At 67.4% G+C, this 19,732-nt stretch carries 16 protein-coding genes and 6 pseudogenes; 8 read left to right on the plus strand and 14 right to left on the minus strand.

From position 1 onward, the window contains the following. Positions 1 to 8: 8 nt before the first annotated feature. Positions 9 to 284 (minus strand): annotated as a pseudogene (locus NRF20_RS02720) (DUF2776 family protein); the annotation flags it as partial. A 722-nt stretch (positions 285 to 1,006) separates the two neighbouring features. Between NRF20_RS02720 and NRF20_RS02725 the strand changes: the two are divergent. Then, positions 1,007 to 1,972, plus strand: a complete 966-nt coding sequence (locus NRF20_RS02725) for an SDR family NAD(P)-dependent oxidoreductase (protein ID WP_398632846.1) — start codon at positions 1,007 to 1,009, stop codon at positions 1,970 to 1,972. Positions 1,973 to 2,153: 181 nt separating this feature from the next. Next, a pseudogene (locus NRF20_RS02730) lies at positions 2,154 to 3,419 on the plus strand (IS701 family transposase). Positions 3,420 to 3,752: 333 nt separating this feature from the next. On the opposite strand, the gene NRF20_RS02735 reads toward NRF20_RS02730, so the two are convergent. Genes NRF20_RS02735 through NRF20_RS02745 form a run of 3 tightly spaced genes read right to left on the minus strand, consistent with a single transcriptional unit; the run spans position 3,753 to position 6,573 of the window. Continuing rightward, a complete protein-coding gene (locus NRF20_RS02735) occupies positions 3,753 to 4,970 on the minus strand; it encodes a cytochrome P450 (RefSeq protein WP_413751915.1) in 1,218 nt (405 codons plus the stop codon). 30 nt (positions 4,971 to 5,000) lie between these two features. Further along, positions 5,001 to 6,374: an NAD(P)/FAD-dependent oxidoreductase gene (locus NRF20_RS02740; RefSeq protein WP_398632848.1), complete on the minus strand. Its 1,374-nt coding sequence runs from the start codon at positions 6,372 to 6,374 to the stop codon at positions 5,001 to 5,003. Further along, positions 6,364 to 6,573, minus strand: coding sequence for a ferredoxin (locus NRF20_RS02745; protein WP_398632849.1), 210 nt, complete (start codon positions 6,571 to 6,573; stop codon positions 6,364 to 6,366). The genes NRF20_RS02740 and NRF20_RS02745 overlap by 11 nt, the downstream gene beginning before the upstream one ends. Before the next feature lie 389 nt (positions 6,574 to 6,962). Here NRF20_RS02745 and NRF20_RS02750 point away from each other — a divergent pair, with 389 nt between their 5' ends. Continuing rightward, positions 6,963 to 7,862 (plus strand): trehalase-like domain-containing protein, encoded by a 900-nt coding sequence (locus NRF20_RS02750; protein ID WP_398632850.1) that lies wholly within the window; start codon positions 6,963 to 6,965, stop codon positions 7,860 to 7,862. Here NRF20_RS02750 and NRF20_RS02755 read toward each other — a convergent pair. From NRF20_RS02755 to NRF20_RS02770, 4 genes and pseudogenes are all read right to left on the minus strand, one after another. Next, positions 7,748 to 8,955 (minus strand): annotated as a pseudogene (locus NRF20_RS02755) (PP2C family protein-serine/threonine phosphatase); the annotation flags it as partial. The gene NRF20_RS02750 and the pseudogene NRF20_RS02755 overlap by 115 nt on opposite strands. Positions 8,956 to 9,577: 622 nt before the next feature. Beyond that, the gene (locus NRF20_RS02760) at positions 9,578 to 10,144 is read right to left on the minus strand and encodes a restriction endonuclease (protein ID WP_398632851.1); all 567 of its coding nucleotides are present in this window, start codon (positions 10,142 to 10,144) and stop codon (positions 9,578 to 9,580) included. Between the two features lie 27 nt (positions 10,145 to 10,171). Beyond that, positions 10,172 to 11,293: an NADAR family protein gene (locus NRF20_RS02765; protein ID WP_398632852.1), complete on the minus strand. Its 1,122-nt coding sequence runs from the start codon at positions 11,291 to 11,293 to the stop codon at positions 10,172 to 10,174. Positions 11,294 to 11,430: 137 nt separating this feature from the next. Beyond that, positions 11,431 to 11,853 (minus strand): annotated as a pseudogene (locus NRF20_RS02770) (Scr1 family TA system antitoxin-like transcriptional regulator); the annotation flags it as partial. Positions 11,854 to 11,914: 61 nt separating this feature from the next. On the opposite strand from NRF20_RS02770, the pseudogene NRF20_RS02775 reads away from it, so the two are divergent. Then, positions 11,915 to 12,364 (plus strand): annotated as a pseudogene (locus NRF20_RS02775) (transposase); the annotation flags it as partial. A 264-nt stretch (positions 12,365 to 12,628) separates the two neighbouring features. On the opposite strand, the gene NRF20_RS02780 reads toward NRF20_RS02775, so the two are convergent. After that, on the minus strand, positions 12,629 to 13,099 hold the full coding sequence (locus NRF20_RS02780) for a GNAT family N-acetyltransferase (protein WP_413751916.1): 471 nt from the start codon (positions 13,097 to 13,099) through the stop codon (positions 12,629 to 12,631). 461 nt (positions 13,100 to 13,560) lie between these two features. On the opposite strand from NRF20_RS02780, the gene NRF20_RS02785 reads away from it, so the two are divergent. Beyond that, positions 13,561 to 13,776, plus strand: a complete 216-nt coding sequence (locus NRF20_RS02785; protein ID WP_413751917.1) for a hypothetical protein — start codon at positions 13,561 to 13,563, stop codon at positions 13,774 to 13,776. 18 nt (positions 13,777 to 13,794) lie between these two features. Here the strand turns inward: NRF20_RS02785 and NRF20_RS02790 are convergent, their stop codons facing one another. Further along, entirely contained in the window at positions 13,795 to 14,637 is an 843-nt protein-coding gene (locus NRF20_RS02790) for an IS5 family transposase (protein ID WP_413751918.1), read from the minus strand. Between the two features lie 635 nt (positions 14,638 to 15,272). Here NRF20_RS02790 and NRF20_RS02795 point away from each other — a divergent pair. Beyond that, positions 15,273 to 16,146: pseudogene (locus NRF20_RS02795) on the plus strand (IS5 family transposase). A 27-nt stretch (positions 16,147 to 16,173) separates the two neighbouring features. Further along, entirely contained in the window at positions 16,174 to 16,296 is a 123-nt protein-coding gene (locus NRF20_RS02800; RefSeq protein WP_413751919.1) for a hypothetical protein, read from the plus strand. On the opposite strand, the gene NRF20_RS02805 is transcribed toward NRF20_RS02800, so the two are convergent. The 3 genes from NRF20_RS02805 to NRF20_RS02815 all read right to left on the minus strand — a co-directional run bounded on the left by NRF20_RS02805 (position 16,293) and on the right by NRF20_RS02815 (position 18,773). Further along, the gene (locus NRF20_RS02805; RefSeq protein ID WP_398632856.1) at positions 16,293 to 16,607 is read right to left on the minus strand and encodes a GNAT family N-acetyltransferase; all 315 of its coding nucleotides are present in this window, start codon (positions 16,605 to 16,607) and stop codon (positions 16,293 to 16,295) included. The genes NRF20_RS02800 and NRF20_RS02805 overlap by 4 nt on opposite strands. 77 nt (positions 16,608 to 16,684) lie before the next feature. After that, on the minus strand, positions 16,685 to 17,344 hold the full coding sequence (locus NRF20_RS02810; protein WP_398632857.1) for an isochorismatase family protein: 660 nt from the start codon (positions 17,342 to 17,344) through the stop codon (positions 16,685 to 16,687). 130 nt (positions 17,345 to 17,474) lie between these two features. Beyond that, positions 17,475 to 18,773, minus strand: a complete 1,299-nt coding sequence (locus NRF20_RS02815) for a low temperature requirement protein A (protein WP_413751920.1) — start codon at positions 18,771 to 18,773, stop codon at positions 17,475 to 17,477. 243 nt (positions 18,774 to 19,016) lie between these two features. Here NRF20_RS02815 and NRF20_RS02820 point away from each other — a divergent pair, with 243 nt between their 5' ends. Then, positions 19,017 to 19,163, plus strand: a complete 147-nt coding sequence (locus tag NRF20_RS02820; protein WP_413754704.1) for a hypothetical protein — start codon at positions 19,017 to 19,019, stop codon at positions 19,161 to 19,163. A gap of 72 nt (positions 19,164 to 19,235) precedes the next feature. Here NRF20_RS02820 and NRF20_RS02825 read toward each other — a convergent pair whose 3' ends face one another. Beyond that, positions 19,236 to 19,697, minus strand: a complete 462-nt coding sequence (locus tag NRF20_RS02825; RefSeq protein WP_413751921.1) for a DUF5709 domain-containing protein — start codon at positions 19,695 to 19,697, stop codon at positions 19,236 to 19,238. Positions 19,698 to 19,732: the final 35 nt, after the last annotated feature.

The following is a 19,732-nucleotide window of genomic DNA, read 5'->3' on the forward strand; positions in this document are numbered from 1 at the left end:
GCGCCGTATGTGGCCGTCCCCGCCGCTGCCACGTTGCCAATCGTCGGGCAGACGATTCGATCAAGAGTGGTGTAGTAGCCAATTAATTGGCGAGTGATGGTCGCTGCGGTACAGAAGAGGCACATGCAAGTCACAACGAGAAACGTGCCACCCGACCAGCGACAAAGTTCCCAGACTCTCTCCTGCAGCCCAAACGTACAGACCAGAGCCTGGCAAAGACGGCCGTCACGGCAAGGGGGATCGCCCGGAAGATGACGCTCACCACATAGTTCACAGGTCGGCATCCTTCAGTGATTCCATGAATTCACGGTCACGACCATGGGTAAATTTCAGCAGATCACCGAGTGCCGATTATCGACTTACTGTGATGGCAGCGAATCGCCGACCCTTAAGTGCTCGTTCCAGTAGATTCATGCCGCGCTTCACTCACGGAGCAAGAGGCATGAGCCTGGTCAGCCAGAAGGTCGTGCGAAGTCCAGTGGACTCATCCCCCAATATCCCGCAGCGGTCAGGTTTCGCACTCCGGACGCCGATTCTCTGGAGCGCCGAGCCAACGGCACATCGGGCGTCGACAGGTTCGTCCGCGGCACATTCCGCCTGGCTCGAGCCGGCTCTGACCGCGACCGACCTGCTCGCCTGGACCCAGACCCTGCTGCTGGAGGTCGAGGAATGCTTCCACAGCGCGACTCGATGTCCAGCGGCGCGGTCATGTCGGCACCTCGGGACGGCGGCGAGCGCCCGTGCCGACGGCTCCCGCGGCAAGCGACGCACCGCGTGAAGCCGACCGCCCCAGCCACGACGTGTTCTGACCTCATGCACTGTCACGGCAGCTGCAAGTCTTGATCGCTGATGCGACGGGCCAGTACCGCGTCGGCAGGATGTCGGCCGTCCGGCGAGGCTGTCGGTGATCCGTAGGCGATGTGTCGGGGGCCGCTGGAACCGTGGGTGTCGAGCTGTCCTGCAGGGCAGTCGCAGTCGCCTTCAACAGCAAGGGAACCCCGCCGCGATGTCGTCCACGTCCTCCACCCCGCCCTGGGATGTTCAACAGCTGCCGCGTGCCGATGGCAGCGTCTTCCTGGTCACCGGCGGCAACGCCGGCATCGGGTACTTCGTCGCGGAGCAGTTGTCCGCAACCGGAGCCGCTGTCGTACTGGGCAGCCGGAATCCCGCGAAGGCCGAAGTCGCCACGGCCTCGATCCGCTCGCGTGTCCCTGGCGCGCGGGTGCGGGCCGTACGGCTGGACCTCGCCGACCTCTCGTCGCTCAGAACAGCGGTGGAATCACTGGATGTGGCATACCTCGACGCGGTGGTCCACAACGCCGGCGTCGCGCTCGACGCCCCGCCGCGCCGGGAGACCGGGGACGGTCACGAGCTCATGTTCGGCACGAACCACCTCGGGCACTTCGCGCTGACCCACTGGCTGATGCCGCTGCTGTCGGCCGCACCGGCGGCCCGCATCGTGACCACGGGCAGCTTCGCGGCGAAGTCCGAGCGGCTCGACCTCGACGACCTGCAGTCCCAGAAGGACTACCGGCCCAAGCGCACCTACGGACGCTCCAAGCTGGCGCAGATGTACTTCGGCCTCGAACTCGACCGCCGCCTGCGCGCCGTCGAAAGCACGGTGGCAAGCGTGGTGGTCCATCCCGGCGGCGCGCTGGACTCCCTGACCCCGTCACGGCCGCCAGTCCATGTGCGGACCGCTGGTGCGCGGCTCTGCGGTGCACCAGCCGCCCTCCTCGTCCAGGGCAAGCACGCCGGCGCATGGCCCGCGGTCCGAGCGGTGCTGGACCCCACCGTGCGCGGAGGGCAGCTGTGGGGACCGCGCGTCTTCAGCCTGCGCGGCAAGCCCCAACGTCAACGGGCATGGAACCACCTCACCGACACCTCCGTAGCGGCGCGGTTGTGGGACGCCAGCCGTGACCTGACCGGCGTCGACCGCGGCACCATCCCCGGACAGCCCCGGGCGCGCTGACCAACAAACGTGCTCAGGTTGGTCAACTGCGGCGCTCCGTCACATGCGTTCGTGCAGGTCGGCGGGGCGGGTACGGCAACGGCCACCGTGATCATGAACGTTTGTGAGGACGATCAAGGACCAGGTGGCCGTGGAGGCCACGATAACCGAGCAGGTGTGGGCGACAGTGTTCGGGGCGGTGATGGCCGAGGTGGCCTGCTGCTTCCCGCGTCGCGACTCGCGGCTGCTGGCACGGCAGATGACGCAGGCAATGCTGATGGAGCTGGAACGGCGCAACTGCTGGACGCTCGCCGAGGCGCCGGGACATCCGGGCCCGCACCGGCTTCAGCACTTTCTCTCCCGCGGATCGTGGGATCACGATGCGGCCCGCGACCGGCTGGCTCACTGGACTGCAGGTGAACTCGCCTAGGATCAAGCGGTGTTGGCCATCGACGAAACGGGAGACGAGAAGTCCTCCACCGACTGCGTGGGCGCGGCCCGCCAGTACTCCGGGGCCCTGGGCGGGGTGGGACTGTGCCAGGTCGCCGTCCACCTCACCTACGCCTCGGCGCGCGGCCACGCGCTGATCGACCGGGAGTTGTACCTGCCCGCCGCCTGGGCCGAGGACGAGGAACGCCGCCTGCTCACCCACGTGCCGGACGAGATCACCTTCGTCACCAAGCCGCAGCTCGCCGCTGCCATGCTGCACCGTGCCCACGAACAGGACATACGCGCCCGCTGGTTCACCGGCGACGAGATCTACGGCGGCCTGGAACTGCAACGCACCGCCCGTGCTCTCGGCTTCGACTACGCCCTGGCCGTCAAGGCCGACCACACCGCCACCTCCTCCGCCGGCCGTTTCACCGCCACCCGGCTTGCCGCCAGGGTTCCGGCGAAGTCCTGGATGCGCATGCGCACCGGGCACGGGCTGAAGGGCGACCGGCACTACGACTGGGCCCTGATCGAGGTCCGCCCCGACGACATCCCCACCGGCAGCGACACCAGCGGACACGCCTTCCTCATCGTGCACCGCCACCGCTACACCCGCCGCCTCTCCTTCTACCGCTGCTACTCCACCACCCCCGTCAGCCTCGCCGACCTCGTCCACGTCATCTGCACCAGGTGGAAGATCGAAGAAGACTTCCAGGGAGCGAAGGGCCTCACCGGCCTCGACCAGGGCCAGGTCACCTGTTGGACCTCGTGGATGCACTGGAGCCTGATCAGCTTGATCGCCGCCGCCGTCCTGGCCGTCACCCGCGCCCGCACCACCACCCCGGCCGCCGGCATCACACTCGTGCCCGCCAGCCCCCGCGAACTGCTCGCCGTGCTCCGTGTCACCGCACTTCCGGCGCCCCGCCGCGACCTCGACCACGTCCTGCACTGGTCCGCCTGGCGCCGCCACCACCAGCACCGAACCACAGCCTGCCACCGGCACTGGAACAACGTCACCGCCGAAGCGACGACCTAACCCCACGATAAAGATCAAGACTTACAGCTGCCGTGACTGTGCGCCCGCCCGGAGGAGCGAAGCGTCATTGGTCGACAGGCCGAGGATCTCGGTAGCCGTCGACAGTGACGGCGACGGCCCCGTAGATAGCAGCACCGCGCCCGAGTCGCCCAGGTAGTGGGCGACTTCGCGCGACTTGAGGAGCGGTGGTTGGCCGAGGTGCACATGGAGCCTTATCTGTGCCGCGTACGGCCACCTGAAGCCCTGCCCGCCGTTGCACCGCCTGCAGGCTCACCAGGATTGACCGGGCCAGATCACGAGCTTCGGCGATCTCCTCGCCGGCCGGGGGCGGAGTCAGGCGGGCTGTTGGATCTCGAGGCGGAGGTGGCGGGGTCCGCGGAGCATGGCGTTCTGCCGGTAGGGGGGCGGGTCTTGGACCAGGGTCGCGGTGCTGAGGTGGGGGATCAGTGCGCCGAGTGCGGTCTGGGCTTCGATGCGGGCGAGCGGTGCGCCGTAGCAGAGGTGGATGCCGCTACCGAAGCCCAGGTGTTGATTGTCCGGGCGGGTGGGGTCGAACCGATCGGGGTCGTGAAACCGCTTGGGGTCGCGGTTACCCGAGGCCAGCGCGAGTGTGACGGAGGTGCCTTTGCGGATGGAGATGCCGGCGACGTCGATGTCGGCGAGGGGGATACGTTGCCGCATGTGGACCGGGGGCTCGTAGCGCAGCAGTTCCTCCACCGTGCTGGGCAGCAGGTCGGGTTCGCGGCGTAGCCGGTCCAGCTGGTCGGGGTGGCGCAGCAGGGTGAGGACCCCGTTGGTGATCAGGTTGACCGTGGTCTCGTGTCCGGCGATGAACAACAGTATGGCGGTTTCCGCGAGTTCGTCGTGGGTGAGCCGCATGGCCGGGTCGGGTTCGTTGATGAAGGCGGACAGCATGTCGTCGCTCGGATGGCCGCGGCGCTGTTCGGCGAGGTTCACCAGGTACTGGCCCATCTCGGCCTGCGCCTGTTGGCCTGCCCGGTCCCGCTCGGTGGTGTCCTCTTCGGGCCTGACGTCGGCAGCCTTGACGAGCGCGTCGGACCATTGCCGGAACAGCGGTTCGTCCTCGCGTGGCACACCCAGCAGTCGGCAGATGACCGTGACGGGCAGTGGGTAGGCGAAGTCGTCGACGATGTCGATCTGCTTGCGGTCCCGGAGTGCCTCGAGTAGTTCCGTGGTGATGTCGGCGATCCGGTCGCGCATGGCGTCGACCCGGCCGGGGCTGTGCGGTGGGCCGAAGGGCCGCATGGCCAGGGTGCGTAGCCTGTGGTGCTCGGGGTCGTCGAGCCGCAGGAAGGGCGGCTGCGGCACTTCCTCGGCCGGATCGCTGAGCGGGGCCGGACGGCTTCGGGGATCGGCGCTGATCCGCGGATCGTGGAGCAAAGCGGCGATCTCGTGGTAGGTACCGATCAGATAGCTGCCGTCTGCCTGCCGCACCATGGGCCCGGCTTCGCGGAGTTCCGCGTACAGCGGGTAGGGGTCGGGGCGGTTGGCGTAGTCGGTGATCCGTTCCAGCAGGGTGTCCGCGGTCATGATGTGGCTCCTCGGGGACGGGCGGAAGGGTCAGCCTTTGGGCTGCACCACGGTCAGCCGGCGGTCCGGCAGATAGCCGGTCAGCGCGACGGTGGGGCCGTGGGAGAGCCCCTTCGGATCCGGCACATCGGAGGGAACCGGGATGTCGGCCGCGATCGCACGGTCCGCCGCACCGGGCGCGGGCGGAAACGGAGCGGCGGTCTCGATCAGGTGCTCGTAGTACTCGAGCGACTTGGCCATGTTGACGGTGACCGCCGCGGTGACCCGCCCCCGGTAGCCATACACCATCGCCAGACGGCGCGCCTCCAGCGAACCCTGCGCGATGACGACCTGGTCGGAGAAGGAGGGGACGCCCACAGACTTGATGTTGAGCCCGAACTGGCAGGACCAGAACGTCGGCACCGCAAGGTGGGGACGCCTCAACGGCCCCGGATTCACCATGTTGTGAGCCGCCACCTCGGCCTGCGCGACCGCGTTGCCCCAGTGCTCCAAGGAGAGCATCTGGTACTCGAACAAGGGGTGCGGGAAGCGGGAGACGTCACCGGCCGCGAAGACGTCGTCGGTGACGATCCCGTACATGTTGAAGGCCCGGCACCCCGCATCGCAGGCGACCCCGCGCGGGCCCGCCGCAAGGCCGGAATCCGCCAGCCACTCGACGTTACGCACCGCCCCCAACGCCACGACGCACACGTCCGCCTCGACGCGGCTGCCGTCGGACAGGTCCGCACCGATGAACCGGCCGCTGCCGTCCCCGCGCAGGGAGGTGACCGTCACCCCGCACCGCAGGTCCACCCCGTGGTTGCGCTGCATGACGGCCGCAAGTTTCGACAGGGTGCCGCCGAGCGCGCCCACCAGGGGTGCAGGGCCGCGTTCAACGACCGTCACCTCCAGCCCCCGTTCCCGGCAGGCCGAGGCGATCTCCGAGCCGGTGAAGCCGCCACCGATCACGAGCACCCGCCGCGGCCCGGCGGCCAGCCGGGCAGCCAGCCCCCCGCCCTCGTCGCGGGTGCGCAGGGTGAAAACCCCGTCCAGGGCGGCCTCCTCAGGATTGGGCCAGGGCCGCGCCCGGGTCCCGGTGGCGATCAGCAACCGGTCGAACGGCAGCGACTCGCCGTCGGCCAGCATGACCCGTTTCCCGAGAGGGTCCAGGCCGGTGGCGGCTACCCCCAGCCGCCACTCGGCGTCCGGATCCCGGCGCATCGGCAGCCCGGTGCTGTCCGCCGCCACCCGGCCGAGCAGCACCTGCTTGGACAGCGGCGGTCTGTCGTAGGGCGGGTAGGGCTCATCCCCCACCACGGTCAGTGAGCCGGTGAACCCCTCCTCACGCAGCTTCTCCGCGGCCCTCAACCCGGCCAGCGACGCACCGACGATGACGATCCGGCCCTCCCGCAGGTCACCGGTCACCGGCGCTCACCTCCTCACCGACGAGGATGGCCTGGACCGGGCACGCCGCCGCGGCCTGGCGCACGCGCTCCAGCTGATCGTCGGGGACCGTTGGCGCGTACAACAACGCCTCCTCCCCGTGCAGCTGGAACACCTCCGGTGCGAGGAACACGCACTGCGCATAACCCTGGCAGCGCGTGAGATCCACAATGGTCTGCATCCTCACCACTTCCTCCGTCGCCTCACCCCCTCCTCCTTTTCCACAGTGGGGGAAGAATCGGACGCTCGCTCGGCCACTGCACCGGAGGCGGGGCAGGAGCAGGGTTCGCAGGACAGGAGAAACTCGGACAGCAACGGGCCCGACAAACCACAGCGCCGCATGGAAGTGAGGTACCTCGGCCCTGCGGTCGCAGGCGCTTCGGCCGTACACGGCCACGCCCGGCTGCGGCGGGCCTGCGGCCGGTTGCCGTTGCGCCGTACGGGTGCCGGCCCGCGGATCGTCGCCGACGGCCCTGGGTGTGCGGTCGGCGGTCGCTGCGACGTGGCAAGGCCCACCGGGTAGCCGGATAGTGGAGACAGGGAGTCATCTTCCGAGACTTCGGAGCAGCCATGGACCGCTACCCTCCCATCGCCGAGCACGGCCTGGTGGACGACCTGCAGACCGCCGCGCTCGTCTCGTCGCAGGGCATCGTCGACTGGTTCGCCGCTCCCAGGTTCGATTCGCCCAGCATCTTCGCCGCGCTGCTCGACCACAACGGCGGCGGGTACATAAGGCTGGCCCCCGAACACCCCGACGGGACCTGCAAGCAGCTCTACTATCCCGACACCGCCATCTTGATAACCCGGTTCATGTCACCGGACGGCGTGGGCGAAGTGGTCGACTTCATGCCCCTGGACCAGACCGGCACCGCCACCGACCGGCACACCCTGATCCGCCTGATCCGTGCCGTGCGAGGGACGGTCGAGTTCACACTCGAGTGCCGGCCTCGCTTCGACTACGGCCGGGCCGAGCATCAGCTGGAACTCGACGACCAAGGCGCCCTGTTCCGGGCTCCGGGGATCGATGGGCACCTGCAGACAACCTTCCCGCTGGAACGGGACGGTCAGGACGTGCGCGGATCCGTGACGCTGAACTCCAGCGAGTTCGGCGGCGCCGTGTTCACCGTCTGCTCGTCCAGCGGCGAAGCGCCCGCACCCCCCACGGCCGACGGGCTCATCGGACAGATGGGGGAAGTCAGCCGGTTCTGGCAGCACTGGCTGCGCCAGTCCCGCTACCGGGGACGGTGGCCCGAGCTGGTGCACCGCTCGGCCATCACTCTCAAGCTCCCGTTGGGGACCCGGAGTGCGAGGACTGCGATGTCGTCGTGTCCGTCACCTGGGTACTGGTCGGCAAGCGTCTCACACAGTTGTCCGGGGTACTGGTCGGCGTGTGCGGTGGCGATGTCGGCGAGGGTGCGCAGGCCGTCGGTCAGGGAGCGCTGGTGGTGTTCGACCAGTCCGTCGGTGTAGAGAACGATGGTGGATCCGGGGGGAAGGTCGTGGCGGGGAAGGCGGAGGTCCACGCCGAGGGGTAGGCCGGGGTCGCGGTCGAGGTACTGTGCCGGGCGGTCGGGTGCCAGAAGCAGTGGTGGGGGGGGTGCCCGGCGTTGCTCCACTGCAGGACCCAGGCGTTGTGGTGGCGATATACGCGGGCTACGAGTGCGGTCGTCACCAGGTAGCGGGGGATGGCGTGCAGGGTCAGGTCGAGCTGGGTAAGGACACGGCTGGGGCGGTGGAGCCGGGTGTGGAGCCGGGTGTGGAGCAGGGCGCGGAGCATGCTGCGGGTCTGGGACATGGACGCGGCGGCGGCCATGTCGTGCCCGCAGACGTCACCGATGGCCAGGTAGCAGGTGTCGTCGGCGGTGGCCAGCGCGTCGTACCAGTCTCCGCCGAGCTGGTTGGGCTCGGACGCCGGCCGGTAGACCGCGGCGGTTCGGAACGGCGGCCTGTCCGACACCTCCGGCAGCAGCAACCTTTGGAACTCCTCGGAGTCGGCGCGGACGTGCTCGTACTGGCGGGCGTTCTCGATGGCCACGGCCGCCGCGCCTGCCAGAGCCACGATGATGTCCTCGTCGCGGGAGTCGAAAGGAAGGCCGTCGTCCCTGTCCGCAAGATAGAGGTTTCCGTAGATGCGGCCCTGCACAGTGATGGCTACGCCCAGCAGCGTCTTCATCAGCGGGTGGCCGCGCGGGAAGCCGGCCGAGGCCCGGTGGTGCGGGATGTCACCGACTCGCAGGGGATTGGGGTGTTCGATCAGGTAGCCGAGCAGCCCGCGGCCCTGCGGGAGATCCACCCCCGCCAGGTCTGCACGTTCTTGCTCGGTAAGGCCCTCGGGGATGAACATCGACAGCCTGCCGCCGTCCTCGCTCAGCACGCCGATCGCGCCGTAGCGGGCGCCGACCAGGTCCATCGCGCTGGTCACGATCCGCCGCAACACCCGCCCCAGATCCAGATCACGGCTGACCGACAGCATCGCCGCCAGCAGCGTCTGCAATTTCTGTTGTGCCTGACTCAGATCTTTTAGCTGCTCGGCGATCCGAAGCAGGTCGCCGTACAGCGGCATCGGCGGCAGCTCAGTACTGGCATGGCCATGCTCTTCTTCATCAGCCACAGCAGCAGGGCCCTTCCTCGGGTCTGTAACGAGAGGTGGGTATCAGCGCGACCTCAACCGCCTCCGTGATGGCCGGTGCCGACCGACGGCCGCATGCGCTATAGTTGATCTTGAAAGTTCGCCGCAACTCACGGCGACTGACACTGCGTTGGTGGTCCAAGGAAAGACACCCCGCTTCCTGCGGGGAAATGCAGGTGCAAGGCCTGCCCAGCGCTCACTCACAAAGCCCTTCCCACACCGGGGAAGGGCTTCGTCACGTTCCCCGCGTGCCCTGAAGAACTTCCGCGAGGCCTTCACCTACGAAGACCCCACAACAGCGACCGCGAGGCGCGCGGCACCATGCACGTACGGGCCGGACGAGGCGCCGGTCAGGTTGCCCTGGCGCTCACGCGGCCATCCCCTGTGCGTACTCCAGCCGTTCGAGGCAGTCCACGAGCTGCGTGCCGCATGGGACGGTCGGACAGGCGGCACGCCGGATCCGCCGGCCCCTGCCCGGTTCCCCACCCGCTTTGGCCGATAAGCGACCAGACGGCCTCAGCCAGGGCGGTGCCGGTCATCGTCCATTGCGGGCTGCTCAGGAGAGGGCGGTCGGTCTGCGAGGCGGCGGGACGGCCCGGAGCAGTTCCCACAGGGGACGTGAGCCGGAAGCCCACGCTCCGAGGGTGTGGCGGTCGACGACGTGGAGGCGCTGCTGCTTGGCGAAGGTCACGGCCGGTGCGGTGACCCGGCCGTTCGTCACGATCACCGCGACGTCGGCGCCGTGGACCTGGCGGGCGGTGCCGTTGAGAACCTGGAGGTCCGGCGTGCCCACCGCGGAGCCGGCCAGGCCGTTGCGGCGGTGTTTGCACTGGATCACCCAGCGCCGTCCGTAGGGGTCGGTGGCCTTCACATCCGCGCCCAGGTCGCCGCCACCCCCGACGCGGACCGCGTCCGGGCAGCCGTCACGGTGCATCAGGTCCCGCACCGCGTCCTCGAACCGGGAGTGGTGCAGGGCGTCCAGCTGGGACAGCCCGTAGCGCAGACCCTGCGCACGGACCGCCTCCCAGCGCGCCTGCTGCTGCTTCTGGTGGAGCCGGCCGCCGCCGGCCAGTACCGCGAGCGCGCCGATGACGACCAGGACCCACCAGTGGGCCAGCAGCATGGAATCTTGAGGGGCACGCGGGTCCGGTCACAGCCCGGAGATCCCGGCCCGCCTCGCGTGCACTTCGGAGCGGACGAGTTCGAGGAGACGGCCCGTCCAGTTGCGGCCCTGGCCGGCGTTGTCGCCCCAGAAGGCCGAGTCCGCGTCGTCGTAGATCACGGTCGCGTCGTCGGTTGCCAGGAGGACTTCGGCAAGGTCGGGGTGCTGATCGTACTTGGCGCGTAGCAGGCTGGTCATGACGGCGGTTCGGGCGTGCTCCCAGCCCTCGCGGCGCGGTGTATCGGCGGCGAGTTTGCGCGCCGCGGAGGAGGTGTCCGTCTTCACGATCGCGGCCCGGACCTCGGGTTGAGCGACCGACAGAGCCCAATAGGCATGAGCGACTGAGGGGTAGCTGACCTCCCCTACGACGATCGGGGCGGGGTAGTCGTTGCGCAGGCCGCGCTTGCCCGGGTCGGCCACCGGCTTGCTCGGATACGAGTGGTACAGCTTGACCGCCGGAGCGTGCGGAGCCACCGGTCCGTCTACTGGGACCCGCGTGGGCCGCTCGGCGATCCACCGGGCCCGGTCCTCGAAGTAGGCGACTGCGCTGTCGTAGACCTCCTGCGTGATCGGCGGATCGAACGGAACGTAGGTCTCGCCACCAGGCCCGGCCACCAGCACCCGCAGCGGCCCGTCCTTCCTGTCCATGTCGCCCAGCGCGTAGCGGCGATTCGACACGGGGATGGCCAGGAACGCGGCGCGGGCCGCAGCCCGGTTCTCCTCTGTCCGGTCAGCGAGGAAGGTGTCGACGGCCGCGAGGCAGCGGCCCGTCGAGTCCGGACGCCCGTTCAGCTGGTCGATGGTGTCCCGGACTTCGGCGACCAGCAAGTCGGGGGTGAGCCACGTGCGTGGCTGGCTGAACTTCCATCCGGCCAGATCGTGCGCGGATGCCTCCGCGCCGTCCAAGAGACTGGTGGCCACCCAGCCGCTGCGGAGCTTCTCCTGGAATTCCTCGACGGTGACCAGGCCCCAGCAGTCGATGAGCCCGTCGGCGTAGATGAAGAGGTCGGTGAGGAAGTAGCTGCCGCCGTTGCAGATGAAGGCGTGCCGCCAGGTGCCAGGTATGCGGACGCCGTCCGCCGTGCGATGGGTGATCCGGTTGCCGATCAACCCGTGATTGTGCCGCAGCGGTCGCCGAGAAGACCTCGGGTTTTCCTCCGGGCCGGCCCCCAGAGCGGTCCCTGCTGACCGAGACAAGCCCGGGAGAATCCCACCCGCCACCCGCGACTTCGAGATCCCCGACAGCGTCAGGTACTCAGGGCGTCGATTGCCTTCACGATCAGGGCGCGGGCCTCGGCGCCGTACGCGGCCATGCCGCGTAGCTGCTCGAAGGCATTGAGGTAGAGCGCGATCTCGCTGGGCTGTGTGATGTTCACCTGGGCCGACAGCAGCTCCACGGAGACAAGCGTGTCGTCGTAGACGTGGAACGTCTCCTGTGGCCAGAGCGCTCGTTCCCGCGTGGTCAGCGGGATGATGCCCAGCGAGACCGCGGGGAGAGCCCCCGCGGACAGGAGGTGTCCAAGCTGGGCAGCCATGGAGTCCGAGTCGCCGAGCTGGAAGTACAGGGCCGATTCCTCGATGAGCAGCAGGCACCGGTGTCCCGACTCTCGGATGACCTGCGATCGCTCCACTCTGGCGGCGGCCGCCTCCGCTCCATCGTCCGGAATGCCGCGCAGTTGCGGACCCTGCGCCGCCACTCGGTGTAGAGCGCCGCGGCAGAGGTGGGCTGTCGTGCGAGACCTGCCAGGCCCCAGCCAGAGCGGACCCTCCTGCGGGAGGGGTGCCCACGGGCCGCGGGTCTTTGACCGGGCACGTGTCAAGGTGCGGCCCTGGCACCGGGAGGACCGCCGTCACTGGGTGATCGCCCGCCGCAGCGTCAGCCGCCCCGACGAGATTTCCTACTACATCGCCTACTGCCCCGCGGACACCACACTCGATCAGCTGATCCGTATCGCCGGCAGCCGCTGGGCTGTCGAGGAATGCTTCCAGAGCGCGAAGCAGGAGTACGGTCTGGATGACCACCAAGTCCGCCGCTACCCCGGATGGCACCGCCACATCACCCTGGCCATGGCCGCCCACGCCTGCCTGACCGTCCTGCGAGCCCGCGCACTCGACACAGACAAAGCAGAAACGGATCCTCCCAGCTCATCCACCTCATCCTCGCCGAAAACAGACGCCTGATCACCCGCCTCAACGACCGCGCTCCCACCCCAATCGACCACATCCTGCACTGGTCACACTGGCGCCGCCGACGACAACACCAAGCCCGCATCAGTCACTACAAACGACGCGGACACAGCCCATAGAAACTGGTCATCCATCAGCAGAAACACCGTTGCAGTACTAGGGCGAACATGAAGCTGGTGGGCACCGACTTCCAGGTGCCCACCAGCTTCTTCGTCATGTGACCACCGGAGGTCAAAACCGTCCGCGTCCCGTATGAGCTCACCGAGCGGGGAAGGTGAGCCGCAAAACGATCTCGCCGTCGTCGATCTCCCCGGTGGGCTCGAATCCGAACTGCTGGTAGAAGGGCCACGGTTCGCCGTCGCCGGGCTCGTAGCTGGTCAGCAGCTCGGTGGCGCCGTCCGCGCGAACCAGGGCGGCGATCTGCGTGAGTGCCTCTCGGCCGATCCCTCGCCTCTGGTACCGCTTGTCGACGAGGAGGCGCCAGAGGAAGTGCCGCCCTTTGAAAGTACCGGCCGGCGGTTTCCACGACAGCATCACGAAGCCGACTGGTTCGTCGCCACGGTACACGGCGCGGTACCAGGGATTGGCCTCCGGCGTCTTTGCCGCCTCCTTGAGCGACTTGGGCACGGAGGCGACGAACTGCTTTTGGTCACGTCGGACGCGGAGGGCACGAACGGCATCCCGGTTGTCGTCGGTGATCTCCCGTAGGTGCACGCCTGGGGACCTCATGCCACACCCCTTCCTGCATCCGGCAGCTGCGCCATCCGGGCCGACGTGAAGAGCCGGGGCGGTATTCCCTTGTGCGTACGCGTTATCAAGGACGCCATGTTGGACGTCTTCGCAGCGTATTCGACACAGGCGATCTGGAGCGGGACTGGCACGCCGGGCTGTGATCGCGTCCGAGGCAGCTCCTAGTGAAGAGCAACTCGGCCTGACGTGGCGATGCTCATGCTGAGAGCCCAGAACCCCCTGCCGGGGGTGGGACACCGCACCAGTTTGGAAGACCCCGTACGCGGCTGTGCCCTGACCTGCGAACATCCTAATCCGTAGTTAAGGGCGTTCCGAGGCAGCGGCTGCTTCTCGGGATGTTCGAGTGACGGATCGTGACATCTAAAAGAACATTTTGTCCCGGTGGGGCTGTTTGGTAAGGCGGCGGTTCGAGGGGACGCGGTCGCTCTCGAGTGCGGGCCGTGGGGTTCAATGCGGGTATGGGGAATGCTCTGTGGGACCGGCTCTCGATCGAGGTGCAGGCGGAGGTGGACAGCCTCGTCTCGGCCGGGCGGAACGTGCAGGCCATTGCTGTGATGCGTGAGCGTGTCGGTCTGCCGACGCCGGGTCTGCATGAGTGTGTTGATCTGGTGGATCAGCGATTCAAGGTGCTGCGGCAGGGGCCGACGAACTCGTGATGACGCCGTGCGCGGTGGTCATGCGTCGCGCCAGTTAGGGGTCGATTCGCGGGTGAGTCGGCGGCTTATGAGGTCGACCATCGCCACCTTGATCATGGCTTCGGAGCGGTGGGGGTGGGTCTCGTAGTCACGGGCGAGGCGACGGTGGTGCATGAGCCAGCCGAAAGTCCGCTCGACGACCCAGTGCCGCGGAATCACCTTGAAGCCTTTCTGGGCAGGGTCGCGGCGGGTAACTTCGACGTCGATGCCGAGGGTGGCACCGTGGTCGATGGCCTTGGTGCGGTATCCGCTGTCGGCCCATGCTTTGGTGATGCGGGGGTGGGCGGCGGCGATGCTCGAGAGCACATGAATGCCGCCGGCGTTGTCGGAGACGCTGGCGGCGGTGACCAGCACGGCTAGGAGAAGGCCGAGTGTGTCGACGCCGATGTGGCGTTTGCAGCCTGCGACCTTCTTACCCGCGTCGACGCCCTGGCCGGTAGCCGGGACGTTCGCGGAGGTCTTGATGCTCTGGGCGTCCAGGACGCAGGCGCTCGGCTCGGCGTCGCAGCCTTCGGCCTCACGGACCAAGCGCCGCAGGAGACCGTTGAACTGGTCAAAGACCTCGTCCTTCTGCCAGGCGGCGAAGTACCCGTAGACGGTTTCCCATGGGGCGAAGTCGTGCGGCAGGTACCGCCAGGGGATCCCGGTCCGGTCGACGTAGAGGATGGCGTCCATGATCCGGCGCAGATCGTGCTCGGGTGGCCGGCCGATGCCCAGGCCCTTCCCTCTCCGTTCGGCCCGCCATGCTGTCAGTGTCGGTTCCAGCAGTTCCCAGCGGGCATCGGACAGGTCACTTGAATACGGGCGCTGTCGGCGAGGCATGTTTCTGTAGTGCCGATGCCCGCCATCCCGCCACAGGGCGCAAACAGGTGCGACCGGGGGCGTGTTGAGATCAGACAAGAGCGAAGAGACCGAAACGGACTCTCGAAGGCCGTCACGCACCCCGCCTGCCACAACAGACGTCCACCGCCTCAGCCGACCCGAACCACTCCGCCACCTGAAATGCAAAGAATCACGCCTAGCGTGACAAAACGCTCTTTAACTGATGGTTTCAGGATGAAGCCGAGGCGGGCGTGCTCGATGCGCGCGCCCGGCCAAGTCGACGCTGGGAACACTGTGCCGGCTGCGCTCGTTCGTTCGGCTGTTGGGTCGTCCTACCGACAAGGAGAGCGATGCCGGACTCGGGATTCCCGCCGATGCAAGCGCGTGGCCGAGGAGCCAGCTGGTATCGCGGAGACTGCCACATCCACTCCGTGTACTCGGACGGCGAGCTCACCCCTGAGCAGTTGGCAGCCGACGCTCGCACAGTAGGACTCGACTTCATCGCCACCACGGAGCACAACTCCGCCAACGCGCACAGCGCCTGGGGGCGCCATGCCGCAGATGACTTCTTGATCCCCCTAGGACTTGTCCGGGCGATCAAGTGACTGCGCCGCGTCCGGCTCGTTGGTGTGGGCATGGGGCGGGGTGATTTGAGTGATGCCGAGTGGGAACGGTTGCGGCCGTTCCTGCCGGTTAGCAACCGGCGTTGTGGCCGGTGGCGGGATCACCGGCAGGGCGGTTCGGGCCGTGGGAGACGGTCTATGAACGGCATCGGCTGTGGTCGGCCGACGGCACCTGGGAGCGCCTACTCCAGCAGGTCCAGGCCGCGGCGGACGCCGCAGGTGAGATCGACTGGGACATCTCGGTGGACTCCACCATCGTCCGCGCGGATCAGCACGCGGCTGGCGCCCGCACCGATCCGCCGCCGGCCCCGGGGTCAAAAGGGGCCGAACTACCAGAACACCAGGGCGACCCCGCGTGGCAGAGCCTGCACGTCCGCCTGGTGGAAGTGGTGCGGGAGGTGAGGGCCTGGGCCGCTCGCGGGGCGGGTTCACCAGTAAGATCCATCTGAGCGCGGACGGCCGCTGCCGCCCACTCTCCCTGATCGTCACGCCAGGGCAGCGGGCGGACTGTACACAGTTCAAGTCCGTGCTGGAGAAGATCCGCGTTCCGAAGCGTGGGCCGGGCCGGCCCCGAAAGAAACCCGACAGCCTCGCGGCGGACAAGGCATACAGCAACGGGCCCTGCTGCGAATACCTGAGACGACGCAGCATCCGGCACACCATTCCGGAGAAGACCGACAGCCAGGCCACCCGCCTACGCAAAGGCTCACGCGGCGGGCGGCCGCCCGGCTTCGACGTGGAGCGGTACAAGAAACGCAACACTGTCGAACGAGCAATCAACCGGCTCATGCAGTATCGAGCCGTGGCCACCAGATACGACAAGCGCGGCTACGTCTTCCTTGGCACCGCCACCGCCGCTGCCCTGGTCATCTGGCTCCGAACATGATCACTACGCGACCCAGCAGTAGACGCCTTGGTTCTGACCTCTGGCACTCCTGACGAGGGCAGCCAGTTCACTCACGATCGCGCCGGCGATCTCAGCCTCGACTACCTCGCCGTCCTCAACCTCCACCGTGATCGCCGGGACAAGTCCTAGTCCTTGACCTTGCTGCGGTTCTGGTAGGCGAGGTTTTGGTAGTCGGGGTGCCGGGCCATCCAGCCCGAGATGAAGGGGCACACGGCCAGTACTTTCAGGCCGTCGGTGCGGGCCGCGTCCAGCGCTGCGCGGGCAAGTGCGGAGCCGACGCCGCGGCCCTCATAGGAGGGGTCGACTTCGGTGTGCACGAAGGCGATCAGTTCGCTGGTGCGCAGATAGTCGGCGAATCCGGCGAGCTGCCCATCTATCCGCGCCTCGTAGCGGTTTGCGGCGAGGGAATCGGTGATCTCGACGTTCGCGGATGTTGTCATGGTGATGCCTCCGTGTCGTGGTTCGCTGGGAGGGCGGGCATCATGCTCGCCCTCCCAGAAAGTGCCGGCTTGTCTGGTCAGTTCGATTCGGGCGAGGGCCGGTTGCCGAGGCCAAGGCGGTTGCGCTCGGGGAAGTACCAGCGCATGACCTCGCGGAGCTTGTCCGCGTCGTTGCGCGCCCAATTGCGCATGAGTTCGCATCCGAACGATATGGCGGTAATCGGGCGTGCCCCAGCAGCGATCATCCGATCGAACGCGCGGTCGTGTGCCACGGGTGTAATGCCGCCGACGGCATCGGCGACCGGGTAGACCTCGTAGCCTTCAGCGATCATATCCAGGGTCGGGAACGTCAGGCAGACCTCGGTCCACAAGCCGCCGATGACGACCTTGCGTCGGCCTGTGGCTTCGATCGCCGCGCGGAAGTCCGCGTCCTCCCAGGCGTTCACGCCGGTCCGGTCGATCTCGGTGACGCCGGGGAGTTCATTGAGGATCGCGGGGTTCGTGCCTTGGTTGACTCCCATGTCCACGGCCACGGTGCTCAGCACCACCGGGATCTCGTACGCCGTTGCCAGTTTGGCGACAGCGCGCACGTTCAGGTCGATTTCCTCCTGGCTGGAGGACGTCACCGTCGAGTACTGGCTCGGCTGGTAGTCGATCAGTGCGATCACACAGTTCTCCGGCGTGAGCAAGTGATCTGTCTGGGGGGAACGCTGGGGCTCCGGTGCGAGCTTCGGCACGGTGTATTCCTTTCATATGAGAATGCTGGGGGCGAAACCCAGCAGAGGACTCGATCGCCGGACCGCCACATCGATACGGGGCGGTCAATGACGAGAACTCGTTCCTTTTTCCAGTTCTCGTGACCGGTGTTCAGGCATGGTGCCCGTGACGGACCGAGTGGCGAAGAGGGCGGTGGTGAAGGGTCTCGTAAAGATTCAGTCCGGCCAGTAGGACGGTCACGGTGGCCAGGGCGCCGATTGCGGGGAGCAGGGAGATTGCCGGGTACAAGGCAAGAAGTGCCGCTGCAAGGACTGCTCTGACCGTTTTGAATTCGCCGTACGTTCGCTTTCCGAATGCAGCGACGGCGAGCAGGTATAGTGCCGCGCCACCGAGGAGCGCGGCCAAGGGGATGCCTTTCAGCGGGTCGGAGAGGCTGTGATGTGCATGTCCGCCGACGTATTCAAGAACGTGCTCCATGCCGAGGGCGACCAACGCGATGCCTCCGACGATCGGCAGGTGGAGGTAGGTGTAGGCCGTTTGTGCCATCGCGGAACGGTGGTGGTCTCGGGCCTGCGTCAGTGCGTGCTCTGCGCGTAGTGCTGTCGTGTCGAAGTAGGCCCACCACAGGCTCGCCGACAGGGACAGTCCGAGTACCGCGGCCAGGATGATCGGCCACGAGATCGGGAGGTGCGCTACGCCGGCGCCAACGGCGACGATTGATTCACCCAGACCGATGATCACGATCAGACCGTGCCGTTCCGCGAAGTGCTTCGCGGAATTGACTCGCCAGCCCTGGTTGCCGATGGCCAGTGTTCCCCCGTAGTCGACGACTACGGCCACGCACCACAGCATGGTCTGCGTGGCCCCGTCCATGGAGCCGGCGGCGAGGAGCAGAGCTGTGGAGCCTGCCATGGTCCCCGCGAACAGGAGCACTTGCCGTCGCAGATGCGGATCATCGCGACTGGCAACAACGAATTGTGCGACATGGACTGCACGCAGCACGAGGTAGGCGCATGCGACGACCGTCGGCCCGCTCAGGCCGCCGGGCAGGTCGGTGAACGCTTCGGGGACAACCAGGGCGATGATGAACATCGCCGCCATAGCGGCGAGCATCGCCGCCCGGGTCACGCCCTCGTCGGCCTTGACGACGTTGGCGAGCCAGGAGTAGTCAACCCAGCACCACCAGACGATCGCGAGGACGAGGAAACCGTGGAGCACTCCGGTACCGGTCAGGTCTGAGGAGATGAGCTTCGTGATCTGCGTGAGAGCGAAGACGAAGACCAAGTCGAAGAAGAGCTCCAAGTTGGTAGCGGCGCTCTGCTCGACCACGTGCTCGACCCGCAGGCCACGCTTTCGCTTCGCCCCTTGACCTTGACTCACGCCATCGCCTTCCACGTCGCTCCGCCCACAGCAACGACCGTGGAAAACAGGCTGAGCCGGGGACCGCACCCATGCCGATGCCTCATGATGACCGCAGCAAAGAGTGCCCCGTCCAGTCCAAGAGTGGCCGCCGCGCGCAACATCTACTCCCAAAATAGTGGAGCGGTCAACTTTTCCTGTCAGTGACGGGCTCGGATTCGACAGGTACACCTACGCCCACCCGCCACCCGCTGTGGAGGAGGTCACGGTCACCGTGTTCGGCACCGAGTTCTCACACATCGACACACCGACGGCCATCGCCACACACTCCACATGATGCTCGGCGATCGGCTCACCTGCTTCGCGACCAACAGCAAAGACGGCCGGCTCGCCGACCTGGAACCGCGCCACCGCAGGCGGGCCCGCTTCGCGACGGCATCCGAAACGCCTGCGACACCGACCTGCGGAACCCGCATGTGACGTCCGTCGTAGTCCTCTCCGGCGATGACGTACGCCGCCCAGACCTCAACCGCCAAACGGCCGCCCGGCTCCTCAGTCGTCTTCGAAACCGCGTATCAGATGCATCGCGGCCTCCTCGGCCGATGCTGCGGCGCCGTCCCCGATGTCGAAAGCGACCAGGTCCGACTCCGTGTTCCCATGGGCGTCCTGGTCCGGCGCGACAAGACGTCCGGCGCGCTCGTCCCCGACCTCGTCATCGATGAGCTCACCGTCGGTGTCCCAGGTGTCGCCGATGCCGTCGTCCTCCGGAACGCCGATGTCCGGCATCTCCTCGGCAAGGCGCTCGTCCAAACTCTCCCCTCGCTGTTGCTCCGCTGCTGTGACGCCGGCGTGCTCCACGCCCCAGGGCCTCTCAGGAGGGGAGCAGCCCTCGTCCGGGCTCTGGTCGCCGCCCCGGAAGTCCAGGGTGTCCAAGGCGTCCAACACCCCGGCGTCGTCCTGCACCTCAGAACCGTCCGGTTGGTAGACCTCGTCCCCCATTGCCTCATCAGCCATTGGCGCTCCTTCGTCGCTCCCGCCGACCGCGGACG

Origin of the sequence: Streptomyces sp. R-74717, from assembly GCF_047305335.1 — a bacterium.
GTDB classification, from domain to species: Bacteria; Actinomycetota; Actinomycetes; order Streptomycetales; family Streptomycetaceae; genus Streptomyces; species Streptomyces atratus.